21 protein-coding genes and 7 pseudogenes are annotated in these 25,893 nt (G+C 56.5%); 10 read left to right on the top strand and 18 right to left on the bottom strand.

Annotated features, from left to right (window positions below):
* Positions 1-94: 94 nt before the first annotated feature.
* The 12 genes and pseudogenes from AC1ME2_RS27130 to AC1ME2_RS27185 all read right to left on the bottom strand — a co-directional run.
* Positions 95-232, bottom strand: coding sequence for a transposase (locus AC1ME2_RS27130; protein WP_480442355.1), 138 nt, complete (start codon positions 230-232; stop codon positions 95-97).
* 575 nt (positions 233-807) lie between these two features.
* The gene (locus tag AC1ME2_RS27135; RefSeq protein ID WP_480438308.1) at positions 808-2,085 is read right to left on the bottom strand and encodes an EAL domain-containing response regulator; all 1,278 of its coding nucleotides are present in this window, start codon (positions 2,083-2,085) and stop codon (positions 808-810) included.
* Between the two features lie 11 nt (positions 2,086-2,096).
* The gene (locus AC1ME2_RS27140) at positions 2,097-3,167 is read right to left on the bottom strand and encodes a protein-glutamate methylesterase/protein-glutamine glutaminase (protein WP_480438310.1); all 1,071 of its coding nucleotides are present in this window, start codon (positions 3,165-3,167) and stop codon (positions 2,097-2,099) included.
* Positions 3,139-3,657: pseudogene (locus AC1ME2_RS27145) on the bottom strand (chemotaxis protein CheD); the annotation flags it as partial. The gene AC1ME2_RS27140 and the pseudogene AC1ME2_RS27145, both read right to left, overlap by 29 nt.
* Positions 3,654-4,460, bottom strand: coding sequence for a CheR family methyltransferase (locus tag AC1ME2_RS27150; RefSeq protein WP_480438311.1), 807 nt, complete (start codon positions 4,458-4,460; stop codon positions 3,654-3,656). The gene AC1ME2_RS27150 and the pseudogene AC1ME2_RS27145, both read right to left, overlap by 4 nt.
* Before the next feature lie 108 nt (positions 4,461-4,568).
* Positions 4,569-5,099, bottom strand: a complete 531-nt coding sequence (locus tag AC1ME2_RS27155; RefSeq protein ID WP_480438313.1) for a chemotaxis protein CheW — start codon at positions 5,097-5,099, stop codon at positions 4,569-4,571.
* Between the two features lie 12 nt (positions 5,100-5,111).
* Positions 5,112-5,993 (bottom strand): annotated as a pseudogene (locus AC1ME2_RS27160) (methyl-accepting chemotaxis protein); the annotation flags it as partial.
* Between the two features lie 417 nt (positions 5,994-6,410).
* Positions 6,411-7,592: pseudogene (locus tag AC1ME2_RS27165) on the bottom strand (PAS domain-containing protein); the annotation flags it as partial.
* 302 nt (positions 7,593-7,894) lie between these two features.
* Positions 7,895-10,096: a chemotaxis protein CheA gene (locus tag AC1ME2_RS27170; protein ID WP_480438314.1), complete on the bottom strand. Its 2,202-nt coding sequence runs from the start codon at positions 10,094-10,096 to the stop codon at positions 7,895-7,897.
* A gap of 23 nt (positions 10,097-10,119) precedes the next feature.
* Entirely contained in the window at positions 10,120-10,446 is a 327-nt protein-coding gene (locus AC1ME2_RS27175) for an STAS domain-containing protein (RefSeq protein WP_480438315.1), read from the bottom strand.
* A gap of 22 nt (positions 10,447-10,468) precedes the next feature.
* Positions 10,469-10,837: a response regulator gene (locus tag AC1ME2_RS27180; RefSeq protein WP_480438316.1), complete on the bottom strand. Its 369-nt coding sequence runs from the start codon at positions 10,835-10,837 to the stop codon at positions 10,469-10,471.
* Between the two features lie 30 nt (positions 10,838-10,867).
* A pseudogene (locus tag AC1ME2_RS27185) lies at positions 10,868-11,452 on the bottom strand (methyl-accepting chemotaxis protein); the annotation flags it as partial.
* 481 nt (positions 11,453-11,933) lie between these two features.
* Between AC1ME2_RS27185 and AC1ME2_RS27190 the strand changes: the two are divergent.
* The 3 genes and pseudogenes from AC1ME2_RS27190 to AC1ME2_RS27200 form a co-directional block, all read left to right on the top strand.
* Positions 11,934-12,341 (top strand): annotated as a pseudogene (locus AC1ME2_RS27190) (substrate-binding domain-containing protein); the annotation flags it as partial.
* A 134-nt stretch (positions 12,342-12,475) separates the two neighbouring features.
* A pseudogene (locus AC1ME2_RS27195) lies at positions 12,476-13,135 on the top strand (class II aldolase/adducin family protein); the annotation flags it as partial.
* Between the two features lie 58 nt (positions 13,136-13,193).
* Entirely contained in the window at positions 13,194-13,679 is a 486-nt protein-coding gene (locus AC1ME2_RS27200; RefSeq protein WP_480438317.1) for an ABC transporter ATP-binding protein, read from the top strand.
* A 237-nt stretch (positions 13,680-13,916) separates the two neighbouring features.
* Here the strand turns inward: AC1ME2_RS27200 and AC1ME2_RS27205 are convergent, their stop codons facing one another.
* Both AC1ME2_RS27205 and AC1ME2_RS27210 read right to left on the bottom strand, forming a co-directional pair.
* The gene (locus tag AC1ME2_RS27205; protein ID WP_480442415.1) at positions 13,917-14,168 is read right to left on the bottom strand and encodes a hypothetical protein; all 252 of its coding nucleotides are present in this window, start codon (positions 14,166-14,168) and stop codon (positions 13,917-13,919) included.
* Positions 14,119-14,415: pseudogene (locus tag AC1ME2_RS27210) on the bottom strand (cupin domain-containing protein); the annotation flags it as partial. The gene AC1ME2_RS27205 and the pseudogene AC1ME2_RS27210, both read right to left, overlap by 50 nt.
* Before the next feature lie 479 nt (positions 14,416-14,894).
* On the opposite strand from AC1ME2_RS27210, the gene AC1ME2_RS27215 reads away from it, so the two are divergent.
* The 4 genes from AC1ME2_RS27215 (at position 14,895) to AC1ME2_RS27230 (ending at position 17,107) form a co-directional block, all read left to right on the top strand.
* The gene (locus AC1ME2_RS27215) at positions 14,895-15,641 is read left to right on the top strand and encodes a 2OG-Fe dioxygenase family protein (protein ID WP_480438319.1); all 747 of its coding nucleotides are present in this window, start codon (positions 14,895-14,897) and stop codon (positions 15,639-15,641) included.
* A gap of 82 nt (positions 15,642-15,723) precedes the next feature.
* Positions 15,724-16,098, top strand: a complete 375-nt coding sequence (locus tag AC1ME2_RS27220; RefSeq protein ID WP_480438320.1) for a GNAT family N-acetyltransferase — start codon at positions 15,724-15,726, stop codon at positions 16,096-16,098.
* The gene (locus AC1ME2_RS27225; protein ID WP_480438322.1) at positions 16,095-16,811 is read left to right on the top strand and encodes an AzlC family ABC transporter permease; all 717 of its coding nucleotides are present in this window, start codon (positions 16,095-16,097) and stop codon (positions 16,809-16,811) included. Before AC1ME2_RS27220 ends, AC1ME2_RS27225 begins: the two co-directional genes overlap by 4 nt.
* Positions 16,790-17,107, top strand: a complete 318-nt coding sequence (locus tag AC1ME2_RS27230) for an AzlD domain-containing protein (protein WP_480438323.1) — start codon at positions 16,790-16,792, stop codon at positions 17,105-17,107. Before AC1ME2_RS27225 ends, AC1ME2_RS27230 begins: the two co-directional genes overlap by 22 nt.
* Here AC1ME2_RS27230 and AC1ME2_RS27235 read toward each other — a convergent pair.
* Positions 17,024-17,950, bottom strand: a complete 927-nt coding sequence (locus tag AC1ME2_RS27235; RefSeq protein WP_480438324.1) for a LysR family transcriptional regulator — start codon at positions 17,948-17,950, stop codon at positions 17,024-17,026. The genes AC1ME2_RS27230 and AC1ME2_RS27235 overlap by 84 nt on opposite strands.
* Positions 17,951-18,524: 574 nt before the next feature.
* Here AC1ME2_RS27235 and AC1ME2_RS27240 point away from each other — a divergent pair.
* On the top strand, positions 18,525-19,832 hold the full coding sequence (locus AC1ME2_RS27240; RefSeq protein WP_480438325.1) for a homoserine dehydrogenase: 1,308 nt from the start codon (positions 18,525-18,527) through the stop codon (positions 19,830-19,832).
* 61 nt (positions 19,833-19,893) lie between these two features.
* On the opposite strand, the gene AC1ME2_RS27245 is transcribed toward AC1ME2_RS27240, so the two are convergent.
* Entirely contained in the window at positions 19,894-20,169 is a 276-nt protein-coding gene (locus AC1ME2_RS27245) for a metal/formaldehyde-sensitive transcriptional repressor (protein ID WP_480438326.1), read from the bottom strand.
* A gap of 170 nt (positions 20,170-20,339) precedes the next feature.
* Here AC1ME2_RS27245 and AC1ME2_RS27250 point away from each other — a divergent pair, with 170 nt between their 5' ends.
* Complete coding sequence (locus tag AC1ME2_RS27250) at positions 20,340-21,473, top strand: nickel/cobalt efflux transporter (protein WP_480438328.1); 1,134 nt, start codon at positions 20,340-20,342, stop codon at positions 21,471-21,473.
* Positions 21,474-21,561: 88 nt separating this feature from the next.
* On the opposite strand, the gene trhP is transcribed toward AC1ME2_RS27250, so the two are convergent.
* Positions 21,562-22,887 carry a prephenate-dependent tRNA uridine(34) hydroxylase TrhP gene (gene trhP, locus AC1ME2_RS27255; protein ID WP_480438330.1) on the bottom strand — a complete coding sequence of 442 codons (1,326 nt, stop codon included), beginning with the start codon at positions 22,885-22,887 and terminating at the stop codon, positions 21,562-21,564.
* A gap of 420 nt (positions 22,888-23,307) precedes the next feature.
* Here trhP and mqo point away from each other — a divergent pair, with 420 nt between their 5' ends.
* Positions 23,308-24,957, top strand: a complete 1,650-nt coding sequence (mqo, locus tag AC1ME2_RS27260; protein WP_480438332.1) for a malate dehydrogenase (quinone) — start codon at positions 23,308-23,310, stop codon at positions 24,955-24,957.
* Between the two features lie 143 nt (positions 24,958-25,100).
* Here mqo and AC1ME2_RS27265 read toward each other — a convergent pair whose 3' ends face one another.
* The gene (locus tag AC1ME2_RS27265; RefSeq protein ID WP_480438334.1) at positions 25,101-25,868 is read right to left on the bottom strand and encodes a WecB/TagA/CpsF family glycosyltransferase; all 768 of its coding nucleotides are present in this window, start codon (positions 25,866-25,868) and stop codon (positions 25,101-25,103) included.
* Between the last annotated feature and the right edge of the window lie 25 nt (positions 25,869-25,893).

The following is a 25,893-nucleotide window of genomic DNA, read 5'->3' on the forward strand; positions in this document are numbered from 1 at the left end:
CCTAGATCCTGCAGTTTGCTCAGCAGCGGCAAGCGACTCCATTACCTGTAACCCCCTTGCGTGACCAGCGGCTATAACGCGCACAAACACGGTATCAATGGCCATAGGTTTTCGGGAGATCGCGCCAGGGGGAGCCGGTGCGAGCGATCCACAGCACCGGCTTGATAAACCGCCGGTTATCTCGGGCAGTTAGGCTTCTGTCGCTGGTTTTACCCGGCAACAGTTCCTTGATCCGCTCCCATAAAACTGCTTTTTAATCTTTTAAAAACAATGTATTGGCGCTGGTCTTGATGTGTATATCCGGCATTTTGGTGTGCTGGAATTACGGTTTCGCTCTTACAGCGAGGAACCTTTTCCAAGCGCCGAAAAGGTCCCGCCAAAAGGCTTTGCGGTATGACTCACCCACATAGGTAACAATTCAGTTCAAGCACATAGGTAACAGTTTTTAACTGGCAGGGTCGATTTTGAGGATCTGACCATGCCGTGGCGAGAGCTGAAACCTATGGACCTTAAAGTGATGTTCATTGCCGACTATCGGTCTGCTCGACTCAATTTCAGCCAGCTGTGCGCAGCTCACAGCATCAGCCGTAAAACGGGCTATAAATGGGTCGCGCGCTCCTACGCCCTCCGGGCAGAAGCGGGACCGAGTTTGCTGCGCGACAGCGCAGCGTCGAAGACGCGGCGAGGCCTCCCACTGATCATACGGCGCAACTGGCATCAAATGAGAACGAACCCTCGCTGATCCAAGGCAGAGTAAATCGGCCCGCAGTGAGTGACTTCATAGGGACAGTCTCAGCGTAAGATTACCTACCCGCCCGATGATCCACCGACCAGGGTCTGCAGCACAGTATCCCCCTGGCCCTGGCCCAGGCCCTGCATGCGCTGCTGATTCTCATGCCACCAGGGCAGTAGCGCATCGCCGGGCATCGGTTTGGCGACAAAATAGCCCTGCACCTCGCCACAGCCAAGCTCACGCAGGAGCATCCAGTCATCCAGGGTTTCCACCCCTTCGGCGACCACTTCAAGGTTGAGTTTGCCGGCAATATCCAGTGCGCTTTCCAGCAGAATGCGCAGGTGGCGATTATGGCTGGCGCCATTGACGAAGGCGCGATCCACCTTGAGCTCGGTACAAGGCACCCGCGACAACTGCAGCATGCAGGAAAAGCCAGTGCCGTAGTCATCCACCGACAAGCCGAAGCCTTTCAGGCGCAGGCGCGCCAGGGTGCCCAGAGTGATGCCGAGATCGGTCATTATCGCGCTCTCGGTGATTTCCAGAATCACGTACTGGGGCGCGATGCCGCTGACAGCCACCCGCTCGATGATCGCATCGGCCAGTCTGGAGTCGGCCAGGGAACTCGCCGAAAGATTGAGCGAAAAGCTGATCTGCAGGCCTGCCGCGTGCCACTTGCGGCACTGGCGCAGCGACATATCGAGCATCTGCAGGGTCATCTCGGCCATGTATCTGCTGCCTTCGATCAGCTTGATAAAGTGTCCAGGGACCAACAAACCATGCTCCGGATGCTGCCAGCGCACCAGCGCTTCCACGCCTTTGAGGCTGCCATCGGCCAGCCTCACCTTGGGCTGGAAATAGGCTGCGAACTCCTTCGCGCGCAGCGCCCGAAACACTTCCTGCTCAGTCAACTTTGGTCCTGGTGCCCAGTGCTCAGAGGATCTGGCTCTTGCCGGCGTCACGGCAAAGCGTCCCAGGCTGGCCAGCAAGTGTTCATGCGTTATAGGTTTTTGCAGTACACCGAGCAGGCGCAGGCCCAAGCATCTGCCCATGTTTTCCACTACGTTGAGCAGCGTGTGTTCCCGTGCACTGGCCAACACCACTGGGGGAGCCTGCTTCAGGCCCGCCAATTCATGCAGCACCTGCACCCCATCCATACCCGGCATTTCCAGATCGAGGATGATAGCTTCGATCTGCGGGTTGGTTTTCACCTGCGCGATGGCATCGAGGCCATTTGCGGCATGCAGAATGTCAGCGATGCCCATTGCGCAACACAACTCGGCGATGAACTGGCGTTGCAGCTCACTGTCGTCAACGACTAGCACATGCTGGGGAAGCCTATTCGTGCTTACCATGATCACCTCCGTTACCTTCCATTGGTGACCGCTCTGGGGATGTCGCCCAGGGTTATCACCCGATCCACTCCACCCAGTTTGATGGCCTCTTTCGGCATGCCAAACACCACACAACTTGCTTCATCCTGAGCGTAGGTGCGTGCCCCGGTCTCGTGTAATTCCTTTAAACCACGGGCGCCGTCATCGCCCATACCGGTCATGATTATGCCGGTGGCATTTTTCCCGGCGAACTTGGCCACCGAACGAAACAGCACGTCCACGGAGGGGCGATGGCGGCTGACCAGTGGGCCATCGACGACCTCGACGTGGTAGTAGGCTCCGCTGCGCTTGAGCAGCATGTGCTTGCCGCCAGGGGCGATAAGGGCCAAGCCGGGAATCACCCGGTCATTGTTCTTGGCTTCGCGTACTTCTATCTGCGACAGCGTGTTCAAGCGCGCAGCGAATGATGCGGTGAATTTTTCCGGCATGTGTTGCACTATGACTATGCCCGGGGAAACGCGCGGCAGCGCTGTCAGCACCAGCTCCAGCGCCTGGGTGCCGCCGGTAGAGGTGCCGATGGCGACAATCCGCTCCGTGGTTTGCGCCATGGCCTGGCCGCTGGAGGCAGGCAGAATTGCGTCGGCATTCAACTTGACGACCACCGGCGCAAACGCTGCAGCATTCCTGACCAGCAGCTTGACATTGGCCTGCGCGGCGGCCCTGACCGCAGCCACCAGCTCGGCGGATGATTCTTCCAGGAACCCTTTCAGACCGACCTTGGGCTTGGTAATGATTTCCACTGCCCCGGCGGCAAGCGCCTGTAGCGTGGTTTCCGCGCCTTTTTCCGTGAGCGAGGAGCAGATCACCACCGGAGTCGGTCGCTCAGCCATGATTTTCTTCAGGAAAGTGATACCGTCCATGCGCGGCATTTCCACGTCAAGCACTATCACGTCGGGCCACTCCTTGGCCATTTTGTCCATGGCGAAGAGGGGGTCGGAGGCGGCGCCTATCACCTGGATATCCGGCTCGCGCTCCAGCAGCGCCAGCACTACCTGGCGCACCACGGCGGAGTCGTCGACCAGCAGAACCTTGATTTTTTTCATAGGCGCTTTTAGCTCTCGTTTAAGTCTTGATGGCGGACCGAGACATGGCCGCCACTGATATTGAAGATCACATTGCGGTGCCCGTTGCGCCCTAAATCCTCAGCGCTCAGCCTCAAATGGTGCCGTGTTACCAACATGCGCGCGGCTTTGACATTGCTGTGGGCGATGTTGGTTTTCTCGCTGTAGCCGGGGAACATAGTGCCTCCCCCGAACAGCTTGACCTGGTATTCCTCGGGCGCGTGCGGTGGTGGGCCGCCTCCAGCAGAAAAAGTGCCATGACATCGTCGGCGTATTTGCCGTCGAGTGGCCTGCCGGGCTTCTGCCGGTTCGGCAGCATGTAGTGACACATGCCGCCGACCATGCGCGCCGGGTGCCACATGGTGATGGCGACGCAGGAACCCAGCAGGGTACGGATACGTGTGGCAGCACCGCTGAAATAGAACTCGCCGGGCTGCAGGAGAATCTCTGTGACGCCTATGAGCCTATTCATGGTTTGCGGTAAATCGAGGGTGATATCAGTTTCAAGGCATCGCTGATGCCGTTCAGGCTTTCCGAATGGCTGACGATGAAATAGCCGCCTGGCTTGAGCCGTGGCAGCATGCGCGCGACCACCTTGCGCTTGGTCTCCTGATCGAAATAGATCATCACGTTGCGCAGAAAGATCACCTCGAACTCGCCGATATTGGGTAGCGTTTCGTTGAGATTGATGGGCAAGAAGTGCACCCGGCTGCGTAGGCCTCGCTCGATCAGGAAAGTGCCTTCCTGGCTGCCCGTGCCCTTCAGGCAATGTTTGGCCAGCAAGGGCTGCGCAATGTTGCTGGCGCGCTCTATCGGGTAGTGACCCGTGCGGGCTTTGGCCAGCATCTGACTGCTGATGTCGGAACCGATGATTTCCCAAGGGGTACTGCCCAGGCCATCGGCCAGGGTCATGGCCAGGCTGTAGGGTTCCTCGCCGGAGGAGCTGGCGGCGCTCCACAGGCGGAAGGTTTTGGCCGGTATGGCCTTGGGCAATACCTGCTGGCGCAGGAAGTCGAAATGCTTGGGTTCGCGGAAAAAATAGGTTTCGTTGGTGGTGAGCAGATCCAGGGCAATCTGCAGTTCAGCAGTGGCCTCATGGCCCATGATCAACTGGAAATAGTCGCCGTAGCTGTTCAGTTGATGGTACTTCAAACGTTTGGACAGGCGCCCGGCAACCAGCGCCTTTTTCGCGGGGGTTAGATTGATGCCAGCGGCACGATAAAGCCAGGCCTGGAACTGCTTAAACTCTGCATCCTTAAGCGCTTCTGCATTCACGATCAAACATCCTCGCCAGGTATAGGAGCGGCGCTGCAACGGAAACCAATCCTGACCGAGGCGCACCAAGCGCCTCGACCAGAGGTCGATTATCAGCCGGCCGAGCAACTAGCCCGACACGGCTCCCGTCAGTGCATCGACCTCGGATAACCTGGCCATATCGTCGACCGACAACACGCGGTCGGCGTTGAGCACTATGACGAACTTACCCGCCACCTTGGCCATGCCGCTGATGAAGTCGGAACGCATCCGTGCGCCGAAACTGGGCGCCGGTTCGATCTCGCCGGCGGGAATTTCCAGTACCGCCGAGACCGCATCCACCATCAGCCCCACATCCTGAGTGCCCGCCTCCGAGTCGGCCTCGATAATGACGATGCACGAACGCCGGGTAATATCGGAGTTGTGCCGGCCGAAACGCGCCGACAGGTCCACTACCGGCACCACCGCACCGCGCAGGTTGATCACCCCACGGACGAAGGCGGGCATCATCGGCACGCCGGTGAGGTTGCCGTACTCGAGGATCTCCTTGATCCCGAGAATGCCGATGGCAAACATCTCGCCGCCCAGCATAAAGGTTAGGTATTGCGCCTCCTCCTGGAGGACGGCCTCGGGTCGATTTGTGCTAACCAGTGCGCCCATGCTGACCTCCAGTTAAAACCGAGTGAATTCGGCTTCTGCGGCGCTGCTTGCAGCGTGATGAGTGGCAGCCGTGTGGGGCTGGTGCTTCGGGGTCTGTGCCAGCTTTTTGCCAGACGCCTGCGTCCTGTGCGCGACCGCCTTATGCTGGCTGGCGCTAACATTGGACTCCAGGGTAAAGAAGCTTATCGCCTGCTGCAGTTGCTCGGCCTGGCCGCTCATCTCCTCGGCGGTGGCAGCCAGCTCCTCACTGCTGGAGGCATTCTGCTGGGTGATCTGGTTCAGTTGGGTCATGGCCGTGTTGATCTGCGCCACCCCAGAGGATTGTTCTTCCGAGGCGGCGCTGATCTCCTGCACCAGATCGGAGGTCTTGTTGATCGAGGGCAGCATTTCGTTTAGCAATTTGCCAGCCTTCTCGGCCATTTCCACGCTGCTGGAGGACAGCTGGCCGATCTCCTGGGCCGCCACCTGGCTGCGTTCGGCCAGCTTGCGCACCTCTGCAGCTACGACGGCAAAGCCCTTGCCATGCTCGCCGGCCCGAGCCGCCTCGATGGCGGCGTTGAGCGCCAGCAGGTTGGTCTGGTAGGCGATGTCGTCGATGATACCGATGCGCTGAGCGATCTGCTTCATTGCGGCGACCGTCTGTTGTACCGATTCGCCACCCTCGGAGGCTTCCTTGGCGGCCTTGCTGGCCATGCCGTCGGTGACCTTGGCATTTTCGGAGTTCTGGTTGATGCTCGCGCTCATCTGCTCGATAGACGCGCTGGTTTCCTCGACGCTGGCCGCCTGTTCGCTGGTCGCCTGACTCATGGACTGGGCGGTGGCGCTGACCTGTTCGGAAGCGCCGACCAACGCATCCGCAGCTGCACGTACATCTTCAATAATCGTGGTTAATTTCTCTGCAGTAGTATTCGCATCGCCTTTAACCTGAGCGAAAATACCCGTCGATTCTCGCGTGATGCGCTGTCCCAGGTCGCCATTCGCAAGCCCACTAAAGACACGACTTACGTCCTCAATAACATTCGATAATGCATCACTGCTGGCATTCGCATCGTCTTTAACCTGTCCAAATACGCCTGAATACTCGCGCGTGATGCGTTGTCCCAGGTCGCCCTTTGACATGGCGCCAAACAATCGTCCCACGTCAGAGAAAATAACGCCTGTGGTTTCCATCAGCGTGTTGACACCGGTGCACAGCGCCAGAATCGGGCCGCTCTTGCCTTCCAATGGTATGCGTTGGCTCAAATCGCCATCCTTTGCCGCCGAAGTCACTTGCTGCGCTTGCTCTACCGCCTGCACCAGCATCTTATTCGCATTGACCTGCGCAGTAACGTCGGTCGCATACTTGACGACTTTAAATGGCTTGCCGTTCATGTCCATGATCGGGTTGTACGAGGCTTGTATCCAGACTTCCTTGCCGCCTTTGCCGATGCGCTTGTACTCGCCGGCATCGAATTCGCCGCGCCCGAGTTTGTCCCAGAACAGTCGGTATTCGGGAGTGGCGCGGTAGTCAGGATCAACAAACATGCTGTGATGTTGCCCCTTGATCTCGGCCAAGGTATAGCCCAGCGTGTTCAAGAAATTGTCGTTGGCGTGCAAAACTTTGCCATCGAGCGAAAATTCGATCACCGCTTGCGCCTTGCCGATGGCGCTGAGCTGGCCAGCGAAATCGGCCGCCTGCAACTTGCTCTGGGTAACGTCGGTCGCATACTTGACGACTTTAAATGGCTTACCGTTCATGTCCATGATCGGGTTGTACGAGGCTTGTATCCAGACTTCCTTGCCGCCTTTGCCGATGCGCTTGTACTCGCCGGCATCGAATTCGCCGCGCCCGAGTTTGTCCCAGAACAGTCGGTATTCGGGAGTGGCGCGGTAATCAGGATCAACAAACATGCTGTGATGTTGCCCCTTGATCTCGGCCAAGGTATAGCCCAGCGTGTTCAAGAAATTGTCGTTGGCGTGCAAAATCTTGCCGTCGAGCGAGAACTCAATGACGGCTTGCGCTTTGCCGATGGCGCTGAGCTGACCCGCGAAATCGGCCGCCTGCAACTTGCTCTGGGTAATGTCGGTCGCATACTTGACGACTTTAAATGGCTTGCCGTTCATGTCCATGATCGGGTTGTACGAGGCTTGCAGCCAGATTTCCTTGCCGGCTTTGCCGATGCGCTTGTACTCGCCGGCATCGAATTCGCCGCGCCCGAGCTTGTCCCAGAACAGTCGGTATTCGGGAGTGGCGCGGTAGTCAGGATCAACAAACATGCTGTGATGTTGCCCCTTGATCTCGGCCAAGGTATAGCCCAGCGTGTTCAAGAAATTGTCGTTGGCGTGCAAAACTTTGCCGTCGAGCGAGAACTCAATGACGGCTTGCGCTTTGTTGATAGCGTCGATTTGCCCTCTTAAATCAGATAAAAGCTCTTGCTCTTTAAGGCGGTTTTTTTGGTTATAGCTGAACCGATTAATAAAGCGGTTGATCAATGATTGATTGGCCTGATTCATGACGACTCTCCTTGACGTTTAAATTTTGTATTCCCTGGCCTATTACATCGCTTCAAATTTTATTGAATAGGTCAGTCATGCCCCCTTTGTTTGACACGTGTTATTTACCTTTAAATCAACATCAGCTGCTTTGCGCTTCGTCGCCAGTTCGATTAGCGCCAGTACATCCAAAATCAGCGTTTTTCTTCAACAAATGAATGAGCATGGAGCGTATTGATGCGTTCACTTCCCGTTCAGCTTGAATCCCCGTCCTTGCAGGAACTGGATGATCACGAACTTACTGTTGCGGTCGGCGTTCAGTCCTATGCTTCAGCCAACGCCGGTTGCATGTGGTTGTGCGCCTGCTGCTGGGTCACCTGCTGCAGCAAGTTCGGTACATCAAGAATCAATGCCACCTCGCCGCTGCCCAGAATGGTCGAGCCGCCGATACCGCGCAGGGCGCTGAACAGCTTGCCCAAGGGTTTGATCACGGTCTGGAATTCACCCTGCAATTCGTCCACCACCAAACCGGCTTTCTGCTCGCCGCAACGCACTACCACCACGTTCTCGCGCCAGCCCGAGCTGCCTCCCGCGTTGAACTGTTCACGCAGGTACACCAGCGGCAGCACTTCGCCACGCAAGTTCAGATAGTTACGCTCGCGGGTTGCTTGACGATCTTCTCCGGTCAGCTCGAGGCACTCTTGCACCATATCCAGGGGCACCACGTAATTCGCCTGACCGACGCCAACCAAAAAGCCATCGATGATCGCCAAGGTCAGTGGCAGGCGGATGCGCACCCTGGTGCCCCGGCCAGCTTGGCTGTCGAGGTCCACGCTGCCGCGCAGCGCGGTGATGTTGCGCTTGACCACATCCATGCCGACGCCTCGGCCGGAGAGGTTGGTGACCGCCGCCGCAGTGGAGAAGCCCGGCTCGAAAATCAGGTTGTAGATATCCTGATCGGACGGTGTCGCGGTGGCGGCGAGCAGGCCACGCTCGCGGGCCTTATGCAGGATGCGCTCGCGGTCGAGTCCGGCGCCGTCGTCGACGATCTCGATGACGATGCTGCCGGAGTCGTGGTAGGCGTTGAGGCTCAGACTGCCCTTTAGCGGTTTGCCCGCCGCCTGGCGTACCTCGGGCGACTCAATGCCGTGATCCATGGCGTTGCGTAGTAAGTGCATCAGGGGGTCGCCGATCTTTTCCACCACGGTCTTGTCCAGCTCGGTGTCGGCGCCGCTGATCTGCAGATCTATATCCTTGCCCAGTTCGAGGCTGACATCGCGCACCACCCGCTGGAAGCGGTTAAAGGTGTCGCCGATCGGCACCATGCGCAGGCGCAGGGCACTGTCGCGGATTTCCTCGACCAAGCCTGAGACCCTGGAGCTGGCTTCCTGCAGGGCGTCGTTGTGGCAGCGTTGAGCCAGCAAGCTGGCGCCAGCTCCCGCGATCACCAGCTCGCCGACCAGGTTGATCAGTTCGTCCAACTTGTCCGCATCCACGCGAACGTAGCGATTCGCCTTGTTCTTGCACTCCTGGATCTGGCTTTGCTTGTTCAGGGCGGCCTGCACCAGTGCGGGCGTCACCGAGCGCTGCTCGACCAAAATTTCGCCCAAGGGTGTCGCCGGGCTGCTTGGTTCAGTAGGGGCGAGTTGTTTGTGCAGGGCTTTTTCCAGCTCTTGCGGCGTAAGAGCCCCGCTGCTGACCAGGAGCTCACCCAGACGGAGCGCATCTTCCGGCAGCCGATCAATCAGCTCGATGTATTCGGCGATCTTGCTGTGCGGCGGTAGTATGTGGATCAGGCAATCGTCGCGCACGAAGTCGAAGGCTTCGGCGATGGCCGCTTTATCCGCCGTGGACTGGTAATCAATCTCAAAGCCTAGGTAACAGGCTTCGGCATCCATTGCATTGGCCTCCGGCATACCATCGGCAATGGTGGTGATGCGGACGATCTCGCCCTGGCTGTTGAGATAGCGCAAGAACGACAGTGGGTCCATGCCGTTGCGCAGCACTTCCTGGCCAAAGCGCAGGGAGATGTGCCAGAGGTTGGAGGCCACGCCTGCATCGGCGCATACGTGGGTAAGATTATCCGCATTGAACGGCGCAACGGGTGTGGCGGCTGGTTCCAGCGAGCTGCCCTGGTAGGTTTTCAGGCGTTGGCGCAGGCCGCTTTCCCGAGCCTGCGCTGGGGTATCCAGCTGGCCACCTTGGGCGGCAACCACGTTGACCAGTTCCTGCATATGGTCGCCGCATTCCAACAACAGCGCGACCAGTTCGCTGTTGATGACAACCGCGCCGTCACGCACGCGATCGAGCACGTCTTCGACTATATGGGTGAAGCCAACGACAGGCTCCAGGCCGAATAGGCCGGCCGAACCCTTGATGGTGTGCGCGGCGCGAAATATGGCGCCCAGGGTGTCGCTGTCGCCCGGTTCGCTCTCCAGTCGCAGCAGCGACTCTTCCATATCCTGCAGCAGTTCGCGGGCTTCGGCGATGAAGGTTTGCAGGGCCTGATCGAGATTTATACTCACGCTGAATTCCTTTTACGCTGAGGTCAGCTAGTGGCCGAATTGGAAATAACCAGAGGATCGCCAAAGAAGGCCGCGAGGTTGCACAGGTCGAAGACTTCCAATACCGCGCGGCTGTGCCAGACCAGACGTAAGGTAACGCCGACGCGCGTGGCTTCGCGTTTGGCCAGCAGTAGCTGCTGCAAGCCGGCGCCGTCCAGCTCGCTGACCTGGGACAGGTCGATTTCCAGCTCGCTAGGCTGGGCCAGGTGGGGCAATAGCTGTGCCTTGAACTCGGCGGCGGTATAGATGCTTATCACGCCTTCGATATGCAGTTGGCACAGGCCATTCTTTGTTGCAACGCGGATCTTCATGCTTGCCTCCGGGTTCTGCCGATCAAGGCAGGATCAGTTTGGATACGGCGGCCAGCATCTGCGCCGGCTGGAAGGGTTTGACCACCCAGGCCTTGGCCCCGGCCGCCTGGCCCTCCTGCTTCTTCACTTCCTGGGACTCTGTGGTCAGCATGATGATCGGGGTGAACTTGTAATTGGCCAGCTTCTTCACCTCCTTGACCAGGGTGATGCCATCCATGTTGGGCATGTTCACATCGCTGATCATCAGGTGAATTTTCTGCCCGTTCAGCTTGGTCAGCGCGTCCTTGCCATCGCTGGCCTCGATCACGTCGTAGCCAGCACCCTTCAGGGTGATACTGACCACTTGGCGTACGCTGCTGGAGTCGTCGACGACCATTACGGTTTTAGCCATGCTGCTCTCCTACTAGAAGAAGGTGATTTCCTATTCCTTGGCAGAGCTGGAACTGTGTCCATGATGGATTTGCCGCTGCTCATCGGTGGCGTAGGTCAGTTCCATACTCGCCAGCCAGGCTTGGGCATCGATCTGCGCCAACTGATCCGGATTGCGCTGGCGATGCTGCAAGTGCTGGTGCAAGGCCTCCATGTTGTCGCGAACATGGGACAGGATCTGGCTGACGCGATCCTGGACTTGCAGGGCGATCAGTACCTCGCTGATTTCGTCACGGATGCCGACACTCTCTTGCTGCAGCAGCTCGGTGTAACCCGACAGGCGCTGGATAATGCTGTGAAAACGATCCGGCACGTGCTGAATGCTGGCTTCGGAGGCGGCGACCGAGTGCTGGTCATTCGCCGCAGTGTTGTCTGCTACTTCGACCGGACGGGTGATGGCGCTGTTGATGATGTCGACTGTGGCCGACATTTTTTTCCCGGTTTCGCTGGCGAGACTCGACAAGCTGCGCACGGCATCGGCCACCACGGCGAAACCACGGCCGATTTCGCCCGCACGAGCGGCTTCAATCGCGGCGTTGAGCGCCAGCAGGTTTGTTTGCGCGGCAATCGCCGCGACCTCTTTGCTGTAGATGCCGGAAAAGCGCTGGCTCAGGGCGACCGCCACCTGCAGTGCCGCCACCCCGGCCAAAGCCAGGAGCAACACAGCACCGCCCGAGGCAATGGCCAGGACGGGCCAAACCAAGGCGGCGAAATTAGCGCGAACGGAGGAATAATTGCGGTTAATGCCATAGGAAGACATGAGATAGTCCTTAATCAAATTGCTCCATTCGAGCGGCCAAACATGTCACCGATGGCGAAGGGATCCGATCCCGTGCATGGACACTAGCAGCAGGTCATCCGTTTGCAAGGTGGTTATCGCGTCAGCCGTAGATATCCTCTATCAAATACAGGTAGTAATACTTCCCGCGCACCGGGGGGGGCTGTTCAGGCTGCATTAATAGAACTATGCTTTTTATACATTTCTTTCTTCCCTTTCTATGTGCTGTCCGAATGAAAATTGATGATATCGATGCGTTCGTGGCAGTGATTCGCTGTCAATCGAATGGGTGGCGGTCTGCGCTAAACAGGCCCTGCCGAAAAAGCCGTGCAAACTGGCTGACTGTTATGAGCAGGGCTGGGTGCTCAATCCCGACGGTTGCGGCTTCCGCGCTGGTCTGCAACGCACCTTGTCGGATCAGGGGCTGACGTTGAAGGTCAATCTGGAAGCTTTCGGCACCGAGCTGCAACTGGGGCTGGTCGCCGACGGCCTGGGTCTGGTGCCGCGACCGTTGCTGGAACGCAGTGCGCATCGCGATCAACTGGCGATCATGCCGCTCAAGGATTTCAAGCCGGTCATGGACCTGTGGCTGATCTACTCGCGGTTCCTCGGCAACCTGCAAGCCCCGGTGGCCTCGTTTGGCAGTCTGGTGGCTGAATCATTGAAGAGAACTCGAGACGCCGCCTGAGCTGGTTGACGGGCAGTCGCTGATAATAAAAAAAATTAATAATTAGCTTAGAGTAAAATGTGATTTTTTAAACGTTTTCTTATGCGCTTAGGCTGACCCGATACGTTTTTGAAGTCCAATCGGGAAGTCATGCCATGAGTAACATCAGTTCTTTGCCAGTCCAGCCGGGGTCATCCGTTGCCAATAGCGTGCGCGATCGCGTCAGCCCTGAAGAGTGGGAGGTGCGGGTCAATCTCGCGGCTGCCTATCGGCTGGCCGCGCTCAAGCGCTGGACGGACCACATCTACACGCACTTCTCGGCGCGTGTACCTGGGCCGGACGAGCATTTCCTGATCAATGCCTTCGGTTTGTGGTTTGATGAAATCACCGCATCGAACCTGGTCAAGGTCGATGATCCTACTGGCCTGGGGATCAACTACGCCGGTTATGTGATCCACAGCGCCATACACGCCGCCCGCCACGACCTCAAAGCCGTGCTGCACACCCATACCCGCGATGGCATCGCCGTCTCGGCGCAGAAGGGTGGTTTGTTGCCGATTTCCCAGCACTCCATCGGCTTCTCCGGTCGTGTGGCTTATCACGGCTACGAAGGTGTCGCGCTGGACCTGGACGAGCGCGAACGTCTGGTCGCAGACCTGGGTGACAAAAGCGTCATGATCCTGCGCAACCATGGTTTGTTGGCCGCAGGCGTCAGTGTTGAACATGCGTTCCAGCAGCTGCAAACTCTGGAATACGCCTGCAACATCCAGATCGCCGCACAGGCGGCAGGCAATGCTGAGCTAGCACCCGAGCCTTGGCCGAGATCCTTGGCCAGTTTCAAGGGCTGCTGGCAGCTTGCGGCGGGCTGTTCAGATGGTGTTCCAGGACCCTTACGCGTCGTTGCACCCCTTGCACCGAGTCCGCCGCAGTTTGCGCGAACCTCGGCAGATTAATGGACTGCCTTTCGATGAGGCCAGTCTGGTGGCGTCATTGGCGCAAGTGGGACTGCCTGGCGAGGTTCTGGAGCGTTACCCGCATCAATTGTCCGGCGGTCAGCGCCAACGTGTCGCGATTGTCCGCGCGTTGCAATTGCAGCCCAAGCTGCTGTTACTCGACGAGCCAACCTCGGCGCTGGACATGACCGTCCAGGCGGAAATACTCAATCTGCTCCAGGCGCTGCGCCGCGATACCGGCATGACCATGATTCTGGTCAGCCATGACATCAACACTGTTGCACATCTGTGCGACAGGGCTTTGCTGATCAAGCAGGGATGTATTGAACAACGCCTTGATCGTGCTGCATTGATTGAGCGGGCAAGCACTCCGGTGCTCCCTTGGCGATGCGACGGTGCGTATTAACGTATCTAAACAGGAAATATTTTCATCCTGATTAGATCATTTATGTCTTTAAGTTAGCTATTTAGATGTAAAAGGCATAACCAAGATGTCGATAGAGTGATTAAAGCAGCCTGTCCATCTACTATCACAATAATCTGTATGTCATAGCGTCGGAAGTGACTGTTATGTCAGGACACAGAAGGGCGGAGTGTTCATTTGCACTGTTGAGCTGTCATCTTGCCGCCACTCGGCATCCGTTTAAAATCCGTCCATGAGTTTTTGAATATTCTCTTGCTGCTGTGCATTGATGATGAACGACTGCAGCATGCCCATGATGATGAGCTGCAATGGCATGCCAATGATGTGCTGCACCTGCTGATTCGTCAGCAACCGCACGCCTACAAAAACGCCCGGCAGAGTGATCTGCCGGGCGTTTTTGTAGGCGATGCTAAAGGGGCATTCAGTCCAGACGCTCGGGATAAGTGATGACCAGAAATGCAAGGGCTTCATGGTCGGCAGGATTTCGATAACGGTGCGGCTGATCGGCGTAGAACAGAATCGAGTCGCCAGTCGAGAGCAGATAACGCTCTTGATTGACGCTAACCTCTAGCACACCCTGGGCAACCACCAGATTCTCCTGAATTCCTGGCCCGTGTCCTTCCGAGACTTCCTCTCCCAGAGGGCTCAGGCGTATCTCATAAAACTCCACTTGCCGAGCCTTGTCGTAAGGGAAGAGCGCACGGCTGACAAAGGCGCCTGACGGCGTTTGCGGTAGAGGGTGAAGTCAATGACGTTTTCATTAGGGCGCATAGGGCTGCTCTCAAGTGACTGGCTGGCTAACTGGAACCACAGTACTGCGTCGCTCTATAGATTAATAAATACTTATTTTGCATTTTTTAATTCTATTTAGGTCTTAGCAAGGGTCGCAGGATTTTGGTCTGCGACGTCGAACCGAACGCATCGCGATGCGCCGTCCGTGGTTTTGCCGCCGCTGAAGGGTGAGGCTGCCAGGTTTTTTGGGTAAAAACGCTGTCATCGAATATTAGGTGAACACGATTTCCGATTCGTAGCAGCTCTGCTCCATGGAGATAAACGCCCAATTTAACCGTTGTCGCTCTGCCGGTTCTGGCAGGTTGCCGGCGTTTCAATTAAAGCTTGATATGCCTGAAGTATTTTCTCATGGAACTATTTCCTGCACCGTCTAGATTGGGCGCCCAATGCACGGGAGGTACGAGAATGCTCGTTTTGAATAAGGAGGTTGGCGACTTGCTACGCCGGGACAAGTTTGCCAATGTCCAGGGCAGTGATTTCAGCCTGTATGGTGATTTCGCCGACTTCATCAGGCTCACTAATAGTTGGGAGAACATGGAGCCGGACAGCTACTACGGTCAGGCTGATGCGGGCATGCGCTTCCGTCGCTATAGTGATTTCGAGTACTACCCCAAGACCCGCGAGTTGCGCCAGCTGGAACATCGCGCTTATGTCCAGTCGAAGGACAACAACAGCTACGTCGGCGGCCTTGAACGACATTTTCAGGATTTCTCCAACGAAGTAATCAACTCGCAGGTGATCCGCAGCCTCATCGATCTCGACTTCGAGGTCTATAAGAGCGTACTGCCCCCGGAGTTGCATGACGAGGTCTGGCAATGCCAGATCCATCAGATACGTATCGAGATCAAACCGGGCAAAAAGCTGGAAATCACCCCTGAAGGCATTCATTGCGACGGTTATCCGTTCAGCGGTGTGCATTTCTGGGGGCGGAAAAATGTGGAAGGCGCACAAAGCCAGCTGTTCAATGCGCAGAAGGAGCCTCTGGCGACCGTGACCTATCAGGAGATTCTCGATACCACGTTTTTCCTTGATCGTGAAATGTGTCACTACGTCACTGTGGCGCAGAACCGGGATCCACAGGAAATGGCTTACCGGCAGATTCTGGCGATCTCCTTTTCCAAGCCGGGGACCTCCTTTGACATCATTCGCTGAGATCAACGAGTTGTCCCTGGTTCAGGGACACTCTGAGGTCGCGACCCTGCGCCGGGCGGCTCCCCAGGATGCGGAATTGCTTGTGAGCTTTTTTAGAGGCTTTGGCGAAGTGGCTTTCTGCAACTGGCAGGACGCTAAATGCCTGCGCCGGATACTGTCCAGGAACACAACAACCGCTTACCTGGCGCACAGCGCTCACGGCACGGTGGCCGGTGCAATTTTGGGGGGTGTGCTCGGCACCCGTGGCACCATCAATCATTTGGCGGTCAGCCCGTTGCATCGCAGCCAAGGGCTCGGGCAGTGCCTGGTGACCGCGGCGGCGGCAGATATGAAACGTATGGGTGTGTTGCGCATGTTTCTCTTTGTGGATGGTGACAATCACGTGGGCAAACACTTCTGGGCCACCCAGGGGTTCTGCGAGCCACGTGGCGAGATCACCTATGAGAGGGATCTGTGAGCGAGACCTCAGGCTGCCGTCCACTGGCGGTTCGGGCCCAAAGCTCGCGAACCTTCGCCGACGCCAGTCCGGTAGTGGCCGGTTATTTCACCGTTGCCTTTGTGTTTGGCCTGATGGCCGTCAACGCCGGTTTGCCGTTGTGGCTACCTGTGGCGATGTGTCTGTTTGTTTATGCGGGTGCATCGCAGTTCGCTGCCCTGGCACTGATCTCCAGTGGCGCTTCGCTGACCACCATCATCCTTACCACGTTCCTGATCAATGCCCGTCATATGCTGATGTCGGTGTACATGGCCAAGGCCTTGCGGGCAATGGGGCTCAGTCGCCAGGAACGCTGGTGCTATGCCGCCGGGCTGACGGATGAGTCGTTTGCCTTTCACAGCGTCAAACTGGGTAGCGGCGCGCCAGTCAGCGTGCGCTACCTGATCGGCTTCAACCTGTACTGTCACACTTCCTGGGTGTTGGGTGGACTGCTGGGCGCGCTGTGTGCGCAATACGCTGCGCATCTGATCAAGTACCAGCTCGACTATGCATTGACCGCGATGATGCTTTATGTGCTGGTATCCCTTTGCGACTCTCGCAACAAGTTGATCGCCGCACTGGCTGCAGTTGTGTGCATGGGAGGATTGAGTGTGTTGAGCCATTCCGCCTTCAACGTGTTTATTGCCACATTCTTTGGCTGCGGGGTGGGTGTGTGGCTGAACAAACGTTCCTGATCCTGTTAACCGCGCTGATGATGGCCGTGACGCTGCTGCCTCGGGCCCTGCCGTTGCAGGTCAATACCGATCATTGGCCGGACTTCGTTGCACGCGCGCTGGAGTATCTGCCCGTGACGATAGTCGCGGCCATCACCCTGACACCTCTGTTGCTGAAGAATCAGCAACTGCAACTTGACCGCCCGGAATTTCTCGCCGCCATTCCCACCCTGTTATGTGCGTACTTCAGCAAAAACCTGTTCCTTAGCGTAGCGGTGGGGACGGCTACGTACATTGCGCTCGGGACGTTCATGTAGCGACAGGTCTACCACCTGCTTCAGCGTGTGGCCCGAGAGTTCCGGGTTGTTCACCGCCAGGCGTATGTCCAGCAAGTCCTCGAAGTCTGGAAAGATGGTCAAGCCACTGCGCTGAGCGGCTTCCCGAGAGACCAGGCCGATACCATCGAGCTGAGTGATTAGCGAAAGGGTCAGGGTTTCGCTGCAGGAATAGATTACACGCTGGCTAGGTCCGCAGTCTCCCAGCCCGGCGTCGAGCAAGCGCGAGAAACTGTGGGAGTAAGGGCAATCAATGGCCGGTCGGACCAGGAACTTGTCGCCTAGCAAGGAGAGCGAGTCTGCTTCTCGGCCACAATGAGCGCCGACCACCTGAATGTGCGCGTTCGGCATCAAAATGCTGGATAAGCCGGGCTGTTGCGGTCCGATCAAGATCGCCAGGTCGAAGTTTTCATTCTTCAGCTTGCTGATATTTTCGATTGACTCGGCATAGCTGAATTCCAACTGATAGTCGTCGAAGACCTCGATCATGCGCGAAACAATGTGTCGGTTGAGTTCCTCCGACAGCGTACTGTTGAGCGCCGCTTTCAGTGTGCGCCGGCGGGGCGTTTTGAGATCGGCGACTTTTTCGTCCAGTTGCCGGGTGGCTATCAGCACCTGATTCATGAAGGGCGTCAACGCCAAGCCTTGATCCGTCAGGGTCAGACCCTTGTTGGAACGTTTGAATAATCTGAGGCCGAATTGCACTTCGACTTTGTTGAGCTGCGCCGCTAGAGCTTGAACGGTGAGGCAGGAGTGCTCCGCAGCGGCTGACAAAGAACCGGTCTCTGTGATGCGCATGAGATTGCGCAAGATTCTACTATCCATCGTGGTAACGCACTCTACGAATAAAATAAAACGGGTTGATTTGAATGGCACTCGCTCGAACGTCCCCCAGGCATTCGATAGCGACCCCCGGTTAAACGCGGGAGGATCATACATTGAGCTGTGGGTTTTGGCGTTGATGCTCGTCACGAGAGGTCGTTTTCCGCTTTGTTCAATTCATTTTGGCTGGCTAATTTAATGCTCGTCTTTATGTTTTCCCTCCTGGAAAAGCAGAATGAATAAAGTGCGGAATGTTCAGGTGATGATGTTCGGAGTGGGTAATAGAATAGGAAGTGGTGGTTTTTATTAAGTGCGCTGTTCGCGTGCGAAGAAGTCAGTCTGTCAGGGGTGATGGGTGTATGTTCTATGTTGTTTTTTTATTAAAATAGCAATTTAGTCCATCGTTTCTAAACAGGTTGTTGTGATTTTTTTTGCGAAAAATATACGTGTCTGCAGTTGGGTCGGAGCAAAACTTTCGATTTACATAGTGTGCAGTTACACGTTGAATGACACCCGGCCGGGTCTCGCACAAATGCGCGTACCAGTGGGTATGGACAAGAAATAAGGAAAGGAAGACATGGAAAAATCTATGAACATCGCGCTATTGGGGTTTGGCACAGTGGGTCGTGCAACGGTCGAGGTGCTCGATAAGAATCGGGAGAAAATCAGTCGTCGTTGCGGCATGGACCTGCGCTTGACCGCCGTGGCCACGCGCACCCCAGGCAAGGCTCAGGGATTGGTATCAGACGACTGCCGGTTGACCGACAGCATCGAGGCGGTGGTGACAGACCCGCGTATCACGGTGGTGGTGGAATTGATGGGGGGCATTGATGCCGCTTATAAAGCCATCCTGCTGGCGCTGGATAATGGCAAGCATGTGGTCACGGCTAATAAGGCATTGCTGGCGGCCCATGGCAATGAAATATTCGAAACCGCCCGGCGTAACCAGGTGATGGTCGCTTATGAGGCGGCAGTGGCTGTCGCCATACCGATCATCAAGATCATTCGTGAGTCGATGAGTGCCAATCGAATCGAATCAATTGCCGGTATCGTCAACGGCACCTCCAATTTCATCCTGACCCAGATGGCCGAGCATGGCCGATCCTACGCTGAAGCCTTGGCCGAGGCCCAGCGTCTGGGGTTTGCCGAGGCGGATCCATCGTTTGACGTGAACGGCAACGACGCGGCGCACAAGCTGACAATCCTGGCTGCAATTGCTTTCGGTATGCCGATGAACCTGGCACAAGTCCATACGGAAGGGATCTCCGGGTTGCACATCGAAGACGTGCGTTACGCCGAAACCCTGGGTTATCGAATCAAGTTACTGGCGATTGCCAGACGCTCCAAGGGCGGGGTTGAACTGCATGTCCAGCCGGCATTGGTCAAACGCACTCACATGCTGGCCAATGTGAGCGGGGAAATGAACGGCATCCTGGTCAAGGGTGACGTATCGGGGACCACCTTTCACTACGGTGCCGGGGCGGGCGGGGTTCCGACCGCCTCAGCGGTGATCTCGGATCTGGTCGACATTGCCCGGTTACTGGGTGTCGAGGCCCGTCACCAGGTGCCGCTCTTTGCTTTCCAGCACGATCAGTTGCAGGCACTGCCTGTCATCCCTCAGGCGGAAATCGTCAGCCCGTTTTATCTGCGCATAAAGATCGCCGATGAATTGGGTGCACTGGCGGCCATTACCAGCGTACTGGCCGAGTATCAGGTGTCTGTCGATGTCATCCACCACGAAGCCCCGAGTAACGGCTGGACCGATTTGATCATCGTCACCCACGAGGCTGTGCGTTCCAGTGTCGACAAGGCCCTGGCACAGGTACAGATCTTCAGTGCAGTGTCCGGAGAAATCGTCGCGCTGCGCATTGAATCGCTGAGCTGAGGGGCCATTGCCCGGGTGGACTTCGGTCCATCCGAGTCATCATGAGGAGCGGCTTTTGCCTTCATTTGAGGTAGGAGCGCAAAACAGCAACCACCTGCTCTACATCTTCTTTCCTGCTTTCTGGAGACACGACCTCTGGCCCAAGATGTTCACGAATATGTTCTTCGAGCACCTCTGTCATTAAGCCGTTCACCGCCCCTCTGATCGCAGCAATTTGTTGAAGCACGGCCACGCACTCAGTCTCGTTCTCCAGTGCTTTCTCCAAGGCTTCTGCTTGCCCTTTGATACGGCGAACGCGTGCCAATAACTTCTTTTTTCCGTGAATTGTATGGCCCATGGGATTTTGCTCACTTTCATGTTGGTATACTGGGGTATAGTATATTTCGTGTCTGTATAGGGGACGGTATCAAATGCCAGCCACTGCATCCACCTGAGTGAAAGACCTGATGGTGAACCGGCGCCATAGGGGCAGTTCAAACACATGACTAAACACCTTTAGGAACATCCATGTCGACTTTCGCAGACATTCTGCAACAAGGGCCTGCCCACGCGTGGCTATATTTTCCTAGCGCGATTCTATTGGGCGCTTTGCATGGCCTTGAGCCTGGGCATTCAAAAACGATGATGGCGGCGTTTATCGTGGCTGTTCGTGGTTCGGTGAAGCAAGCCATTCTGTTGGGATTGGCGGCCACGCTTTCCCATACGCTGGTGGTCTGGCTGGTAGCAGTGGGCGGTATGTACCTGGGTCAGAACCTGGACGCGGCCACCACAGAACCTTATTTCCAGCTCGCCTCGGCCGCAATCATTATCACCATTGCGCTCTGGATGCTCTGGCGCACATGGCGTGGCGAGCAGATGTGGAAGTTTGAAGAAAGCGACGATCATCATGGGCATGACCACCATGACCATGATGATGAAACCAAACGCATCGATACCGGCCACGGTAGAGTAGAACTCTCGATCTTCGAAACCGGTGTACCACCCAAGTGGCGTTTGAAAACATTAAGTGGTCATGCCTGGCCTGCGGCTGAGGTGAGCCTGCTGACTAACCGACCCGATGGGCAGGCTCAGGTATTTACCTTCGCTAATCAGGGCGAATACCTGGAGTCCCTTGACGTAATTCCTGAACCTCACGAATTCACAGCCCGACTTTGTCTGGGGCATGCAGGTCATAGCCACGACTATGATCTGGACTTCCATGAGCACGACCATGACCACCACCACTCTGAGTTAGAGGCGCTGGAGCTTTCAATAGACGGGTACCAGGACGCTCATGAGCGCGCGCATGCCAATGATATCCGTAAGCGCTTCACCAATCGTGAGGTAAGCACCGGTCAAATCATTATGTTCGGCCTGACGGGTGGTTTGATTCCTTGCCCGGCGGCCATCACTGTCTTGCTGCTTTGTCTGCAAGTCAAAGAGGTAGCACTAGGGGCTGTTCTGGTGCTTTGCTTCAGTATTGGATTGGCCCTTACCCTCGTTACCGTCGGCGTCGCAGCGGCGGTGGGGGCTCGACAAGCATCCAATCGGTGGCCTTGGCTGGGCAACGTCGCTCGACGTGCGCCTTATTTCTCCAGCGTACTCATTATCGGTGTAGGTTTATACATGGGTATTCACGGCTGGATCGGCTTGAATCCATAAAGTTGCAGGACCTTCCGGGTCGGGCCCAGACCAGCCCTCTGCTGGAACGGGCCCTGAAGGCACCAGCAGAGGAGTGATGCTGGAGACTTCAGCTCACACGCACATCGCGCATCAACAACCCGAAACGCAAATCCAGCGCATCCGGTATCGGCAAATATACCGTGTGCCCATCCCCTGGAGCGACGTTGATCGGCTCGCCTTTGACGTTCTGTAGCTGATGCAAATCGAAGTGGAAGTTACCCTCGGGCGTCATCAGCTCCATGTGATCGCCCAGGCTAAAGCGGTTCTTAACCTTTACTTCGGCCAATTGATCACGGCGTTCGCCGGTCAACTCGCCAACAAACTGCTGCCGCTCCGAAACCGAGCTGCCGTTCTGGTAGTTCTGGTATTCATCATGCACATGCCTGCGCAGGAAGCCCTCGGTGTAGCCACGCTGGGCCAGGGATTCCAACTCGGTCATCAGGCTGCGGTCGAACTCGCGGCCGGCCACAGCATCGTCGATCGCCCGGCGGTAAACCTGAGTGGTGCGGGCGCAATAGAAGTGGGATTTGGTCCGGCCTTCGATCTTCAGTGAGTGCACGCCCATCTGCGTCAGGCGCTCGACATGCTGCACGGCACGCAAGTCCTTGGAGTTCATGATGTAGGTGCCATGCTCGTCCTCGAAGGCCGGCATCAGTTCGTCCGGCCGATTGGCTTCCTGCAACAGGAACACCTGATCGGTCGGCGCGCCGGTACCCAGGGTCGGTTCGGGCTGGAAGGTCTGAACGATCTCGCCGAGCTGATTTTCCGTGGCCTCCTGAGCCGAGTACTTCCAGCGACAGGCATTGGTGCAGCTACCTTGGTTGGCATCGCGCTTGTTCATGTAGCCCGACAGCAGGCAGCGGCCGGAGTAGGCCATGCACAGCGCGCCGTGGACGAAAATCTCCAGCTCTATGGATGGCACTTGCTGGCGGATTTCAGCGATTTCCTCCAGAGACAGTTCCCGGGACAGAATGATCCTGCTCACGCCCTGTTGCTGCCAGAACTCGACACTGGCCCAGTTCACCGTGTTGGCCTGCACCGACAGGTGGATCGGCATCTGCGGGAAGTGTCGGCGTACCAGCATGATCAGGCCGGGATCGGACATGATCAGCGCGTCCGGGGCCATGGCAATCACCGGCTCCAGGTCTTTCAGGAAGGTCTTGAGCTTGGCGTTATGCGGCGCGATGTTCACCACCACGTAGAAACGCTTGCCCTGGGTCTGGGCTTCGTGAATGCCGAGGGCCAGGTTGGCGTGATCGAATTCGTTGTTGCGCACCCGCAAGCTGTAGCGCGGCTGGCCGGCGTACACCGCATCGGCGCCGTAGGCGAAGGCATAACGCATGTTTTTCAGGGTGCCGGCGGGGGCGAGCAGTTCCGGGGTTGAGAGGGTCATGGCAGTGTCGGTCGCAAAAACCGTCGAGAATAATCGGCTTGCCCGTGGGGTTTATTGATCTGGATCTATGCTTGGTGAACAAACGGATAACACTCGGGCGAACGGTGGCGGATTAAGCATCAGAGCACGGACCTGCGCCCCTGCGGACAGATATGGATCGGACGTGAACGAAACGACACTTCGAAACACATCGCTGAAACGTTTAACCTCTGTAAAAACATATAGAATGTCACTCAAGTAGCTGAAGCCAATAACGAATAAGAAATCGGCGCACGAGGGTTATAAAAGTGAGGTCGAGAGTGTCATGTCGGCCTTGTGTGCTCACCTTCCAGTCCTATGAGTGCGAGAACCCACGGCATGAACCAGGGGCCTCATGATTGGGAGTGGAGGGCGGAAGGCGTTTTATCATAGGTGCTACAGATGTTGAAAAAAATGAATACGGCCCTGCTGGGGCTGGCGTTGTCGATGGGGCTCACGTCCGCGTACGCGGCTGAGACAAAAAAAGTGGATGTACTGTTAATCGGCGGCGGCATCATGAGTTCGACCTTGGGGGTTTGGCTTAATGAGCTCGAACCCGATTGGTCGATGGAGATGGTTGAGCGTCTCGATGGCGTCGCCGAGGAAAGTTCCAACGGCTGGAACAATGCGGGTACCGGCCATTCCGCCCTGGCGGAGTTGAACTACACGCCAGAAGACAAAAACGGCAAGGTCGAGATCCCGAAAGCCATCGAGATCAACGAAGCCTTCCAGATCTCCCGTCAATTCTGGGCATGGCAAGTCCAGAACAATGTCTTGAAGAACCCTCGTTCGTTCATCAATTCCACACCGCACATGAGTTTTGTGTGGGGCGATGACAACATCAAGTTTTTGAAGAAGCGCTACGAAGCTCTGCAGGCGAGCCCGCTGTTCGCTGGTATGCAGTACTCGGAAGATCCGGTGCAGATCAAGAAATGGGTTCCGCTGATGATGGAGGGGCGTGACCCTAGTCAAAAGATCGCGGCTACCTGGACGCCGATCGGTACCGATGTGAACTTTGGTGAGATCACCCGCCAGTTCGTCGCGCATTTGCAAACCACGCCGAACTTCTCTCTGAAGCTGTCGAGTGAAGTGCAAGACATCACGCGCAATAAAGATGGTTCCTGGCGTGTCGCTTACACGAACCTGAAAGACGGTACGAAAACCGAAACTGACGCCAAGTTTGTGTTCATTGGCGCGGGTGGTGGTGCACTGCATCTGCTGCAGAAGTCGGGCATTCCTGAAGCCAAAGAATATGCAGGCTTCCCTGTCGGCGGCTCGTTCCTGGTGACCGAGAATCCATCGATTGCCGAGCAGCATTTGGCGAAGGCCTACGGCAAGGCGTCGGTCGGCGCACCGCCGATGTCGGTTCCTCACCTGGACACCCGTGTACTGGATGGCAAGCGCGTGATCCTGTTTGGCCCGTTCGCGACCTTCTCCACGAAGTTCCTGAAAGAAGGTTCCTACTTCGATCTGCTCACCAGCACGACCGTGCACAACATCTGGCCCATGACCAAGGTGGGCGTCGAGCAGTACCCACTGGTTGAATACCTGGCTGGCCAACTGATGTTGTCGGATGAAGACCGCCTCAATGCCTTGAAGGAATACTTCCCCAATGCCAAGAAGGAAGACTGGCGTCTGTGGCAAGCCGGCCAGCGAGTTCAGATCATCAAGCGCGATGAAGAGAAGGGCGGCGTCCTGAAACTGGGCACCGAGATTGTTAGCTCCCAGGACGGCAGCATTACCGGATTGCTGGGTGCATCGCCAGGCGCTTCCACCGCTGCCCCGATCATGCTGAATGTGCTCGAGAGAGTATTCAAGGACAAGGTCGCGACCCCTGCCTGGCAGGATAAGCTGCACCAGATCGTTCCAAGTTACGGTACTCAGCTCAACGGCAGTCCCGAGCGTGTTGCTCAAGAATGGGCGTATACCAGCAAAGTCCTGCAACTCGACCCACCGCCCGTGATTAATCCGGTGGTTGCTCCACAGGATTCAGTCCCAGGTAAGCCAGAACCACAGCAAGAGAGTCATCCTGCTGCTGATATGGCTCTGTAAAAAAAAGCCGCTCGAAGAGCGGCTTTTTTTTGGGTGCCCGTTGTTCGTCGGGTGCTGTAGGCCGTGCAAAAAAAAGATCGGGGGCTACACTCTAACGAGACGTTGGAAACAGATGTATTCCGGTATACGCCCGCGGTGCGTGCTCATTCCATGTCTCGTGGGCCTTTGTCCGAATCTGAACGTTTGATCCGATTGTTCCTGAGTTGTTTGAAGATGACGGGGATTACCCGGTAGGCATCATTCCAATAGCGTTTGGTCAGTCGCGTGGGTTCGTGGAAAATGCGGTGCAGCCACTCCAGGGACAAGCGTTGCATCCACTCTGGCGCACGCCTGATTTTTCCCGACAGAAACATCAGCGATGCACCCACGCACAAGCCGACACCGACAGCTCCACCTTGCTCAAAAACCTTTGATGCGAGGATCTCCTGCTGCGGTGAGCCGACCGAGAACACGACCATCCGCGCCGGATGTTCAATAATGAACAAGATGGAGCGTTCAACCTCGATCTTATCGTGAATGAACCCCATCGGCGGGTTGTGATGGTAGAAGGTTATGGAGGGATATTTTTTTTTCAACGTAGAGATAACATCAACCTCACAGCCGATGACAGTGATTGGCCATCGACGATCTTCTGCTACCTGGATCATGTCTTTAGTCAGCGTACTGCCGGGAATGGCTTCGGCAACGCCAGCGTTCAATCGATTCAAGAGGGGGAGCAGAACCCGGCTATCACAAATTCTGAGATGGGCATGCCAGTAGGACCGGCGGAAATCTCCCCCTTGCTCCAGAAGAACAATGTGGTTTACGTTGGTTGTAACAATATAACTAAAGAGCTGATCGCTCAGGGCAATCAGTTCTGCGATGAGTTCTCGTCGGCGCCCGTGATAGAACTCGATACCGAACACTTCCATGGGGTGGCTCCTTCATAGATGAAAT

This window comes from Pseudomonas sp. ASL9 (assembly GCF_056680335.1).

Coding starts and splice junctions, on each gene's coding strand:
- AC1ME2_RS27135 (WP_480438308.1), bottom strand. CDS start 2,085: ATGGTAAGCACGAATAGGCTTCCCCAGCATGTGCTAGTCGTTGACGAC.
- AC1ME2_RS27140 (WP_480438310.1), bottom strand. CDS start 3,167: ATGAAAAAAATCAAGGTTCTGCTGGTCGACGACTCCGCCGTGGTGCGC.
- AC1ME2_RS27155 (WP_480438313.1), bottom strand. CDS start 5,099: ATGGGCGCACTGGTTAGCACAAATCGACCCGAGGCCGTCCTCCAGGAG.
- AC1ME2_RS27175 (WP_480438315.1), bottom strand. CDS start 10,446: ATGAAGATCCGCGTTGCAACAAAGAATGGCCTGTGCCAACTGCATATC.
- AC1ME2_RS27180 (WP_480438316.1), bottom strand. CDS start 10,837: ATGGCTAAAACCGTAATGGTCGTCGACGACTCCAGCAGCGTACGCCAA.
- AC1ME2_RS27200 (WP_480438317.1), top strand. CDS start 13,194: ATGGTGTTCCAGGACCCTTACGCGTCGTTGCACCCCTTGCACCGAGTC.
- AC1ME2_RS27205 (WP_480442415.1), bottom strand. CDS start 14,168: ATGAAGCCCTTGCATTTCTGGTCATCACTTATCCCGAGCGTCTGGACT.
- AC1ME2_RS27215 (WP_480438319.1), top strand. CDS start 14,895: ATGCTCGTTTTGAATAAGGAGGTTGGCGACTTGCTACGCCGGGACAAG.
- AC1ME2_RS27235 (WP_480438324.1), bottom strand. CDS start 17,950: ATGGATAGTAGAATCTTGCGCAATCTCATGCGCATCACAGAGACCGGT.
- AC1ME2_RS27240 (WP_480438325.1), top strand. CDS start 18,525: ATGGAAAAATCTATGAACATCGCGCTATTGGGGTTTGGCACAGTGGGT.
- AC1ME2_RS27245 (WP_480438326.1), bottom strand. CDS start 20,169: ATGGGCCATACAATTCACGGAAAAAAGAAGTTATTGGCACGCGTTCGC.
- AC1ME2_RS27250 (WP_480438328.1), top strand. CDS start 20,340: ATGTCGACTTTCGCAGACATTCTGCAACAAGGGCCTGCCCACGCGTGG.
- trhP (WP_480438330.1), bottom strand. CDS start 22,887: ATGACCCTCTCAACCCCGGAACTGCTCGCCCCCGCCGGCACCCTGAAA.
- mqo (WP_480438332.1), top strand. CDS start 23,308: ATGTTGAAAAAAATGAATACGGCCCTGCTGGGGCTGGCGTTGTCGATG.
- AC1ME2_RS27265 (WP_480438334.1), bottom strand. CDS start 25,868: ATGGAAGTGTTCGGTATCGAGTTCTATCACGGGCGCCGACGAGAACTC.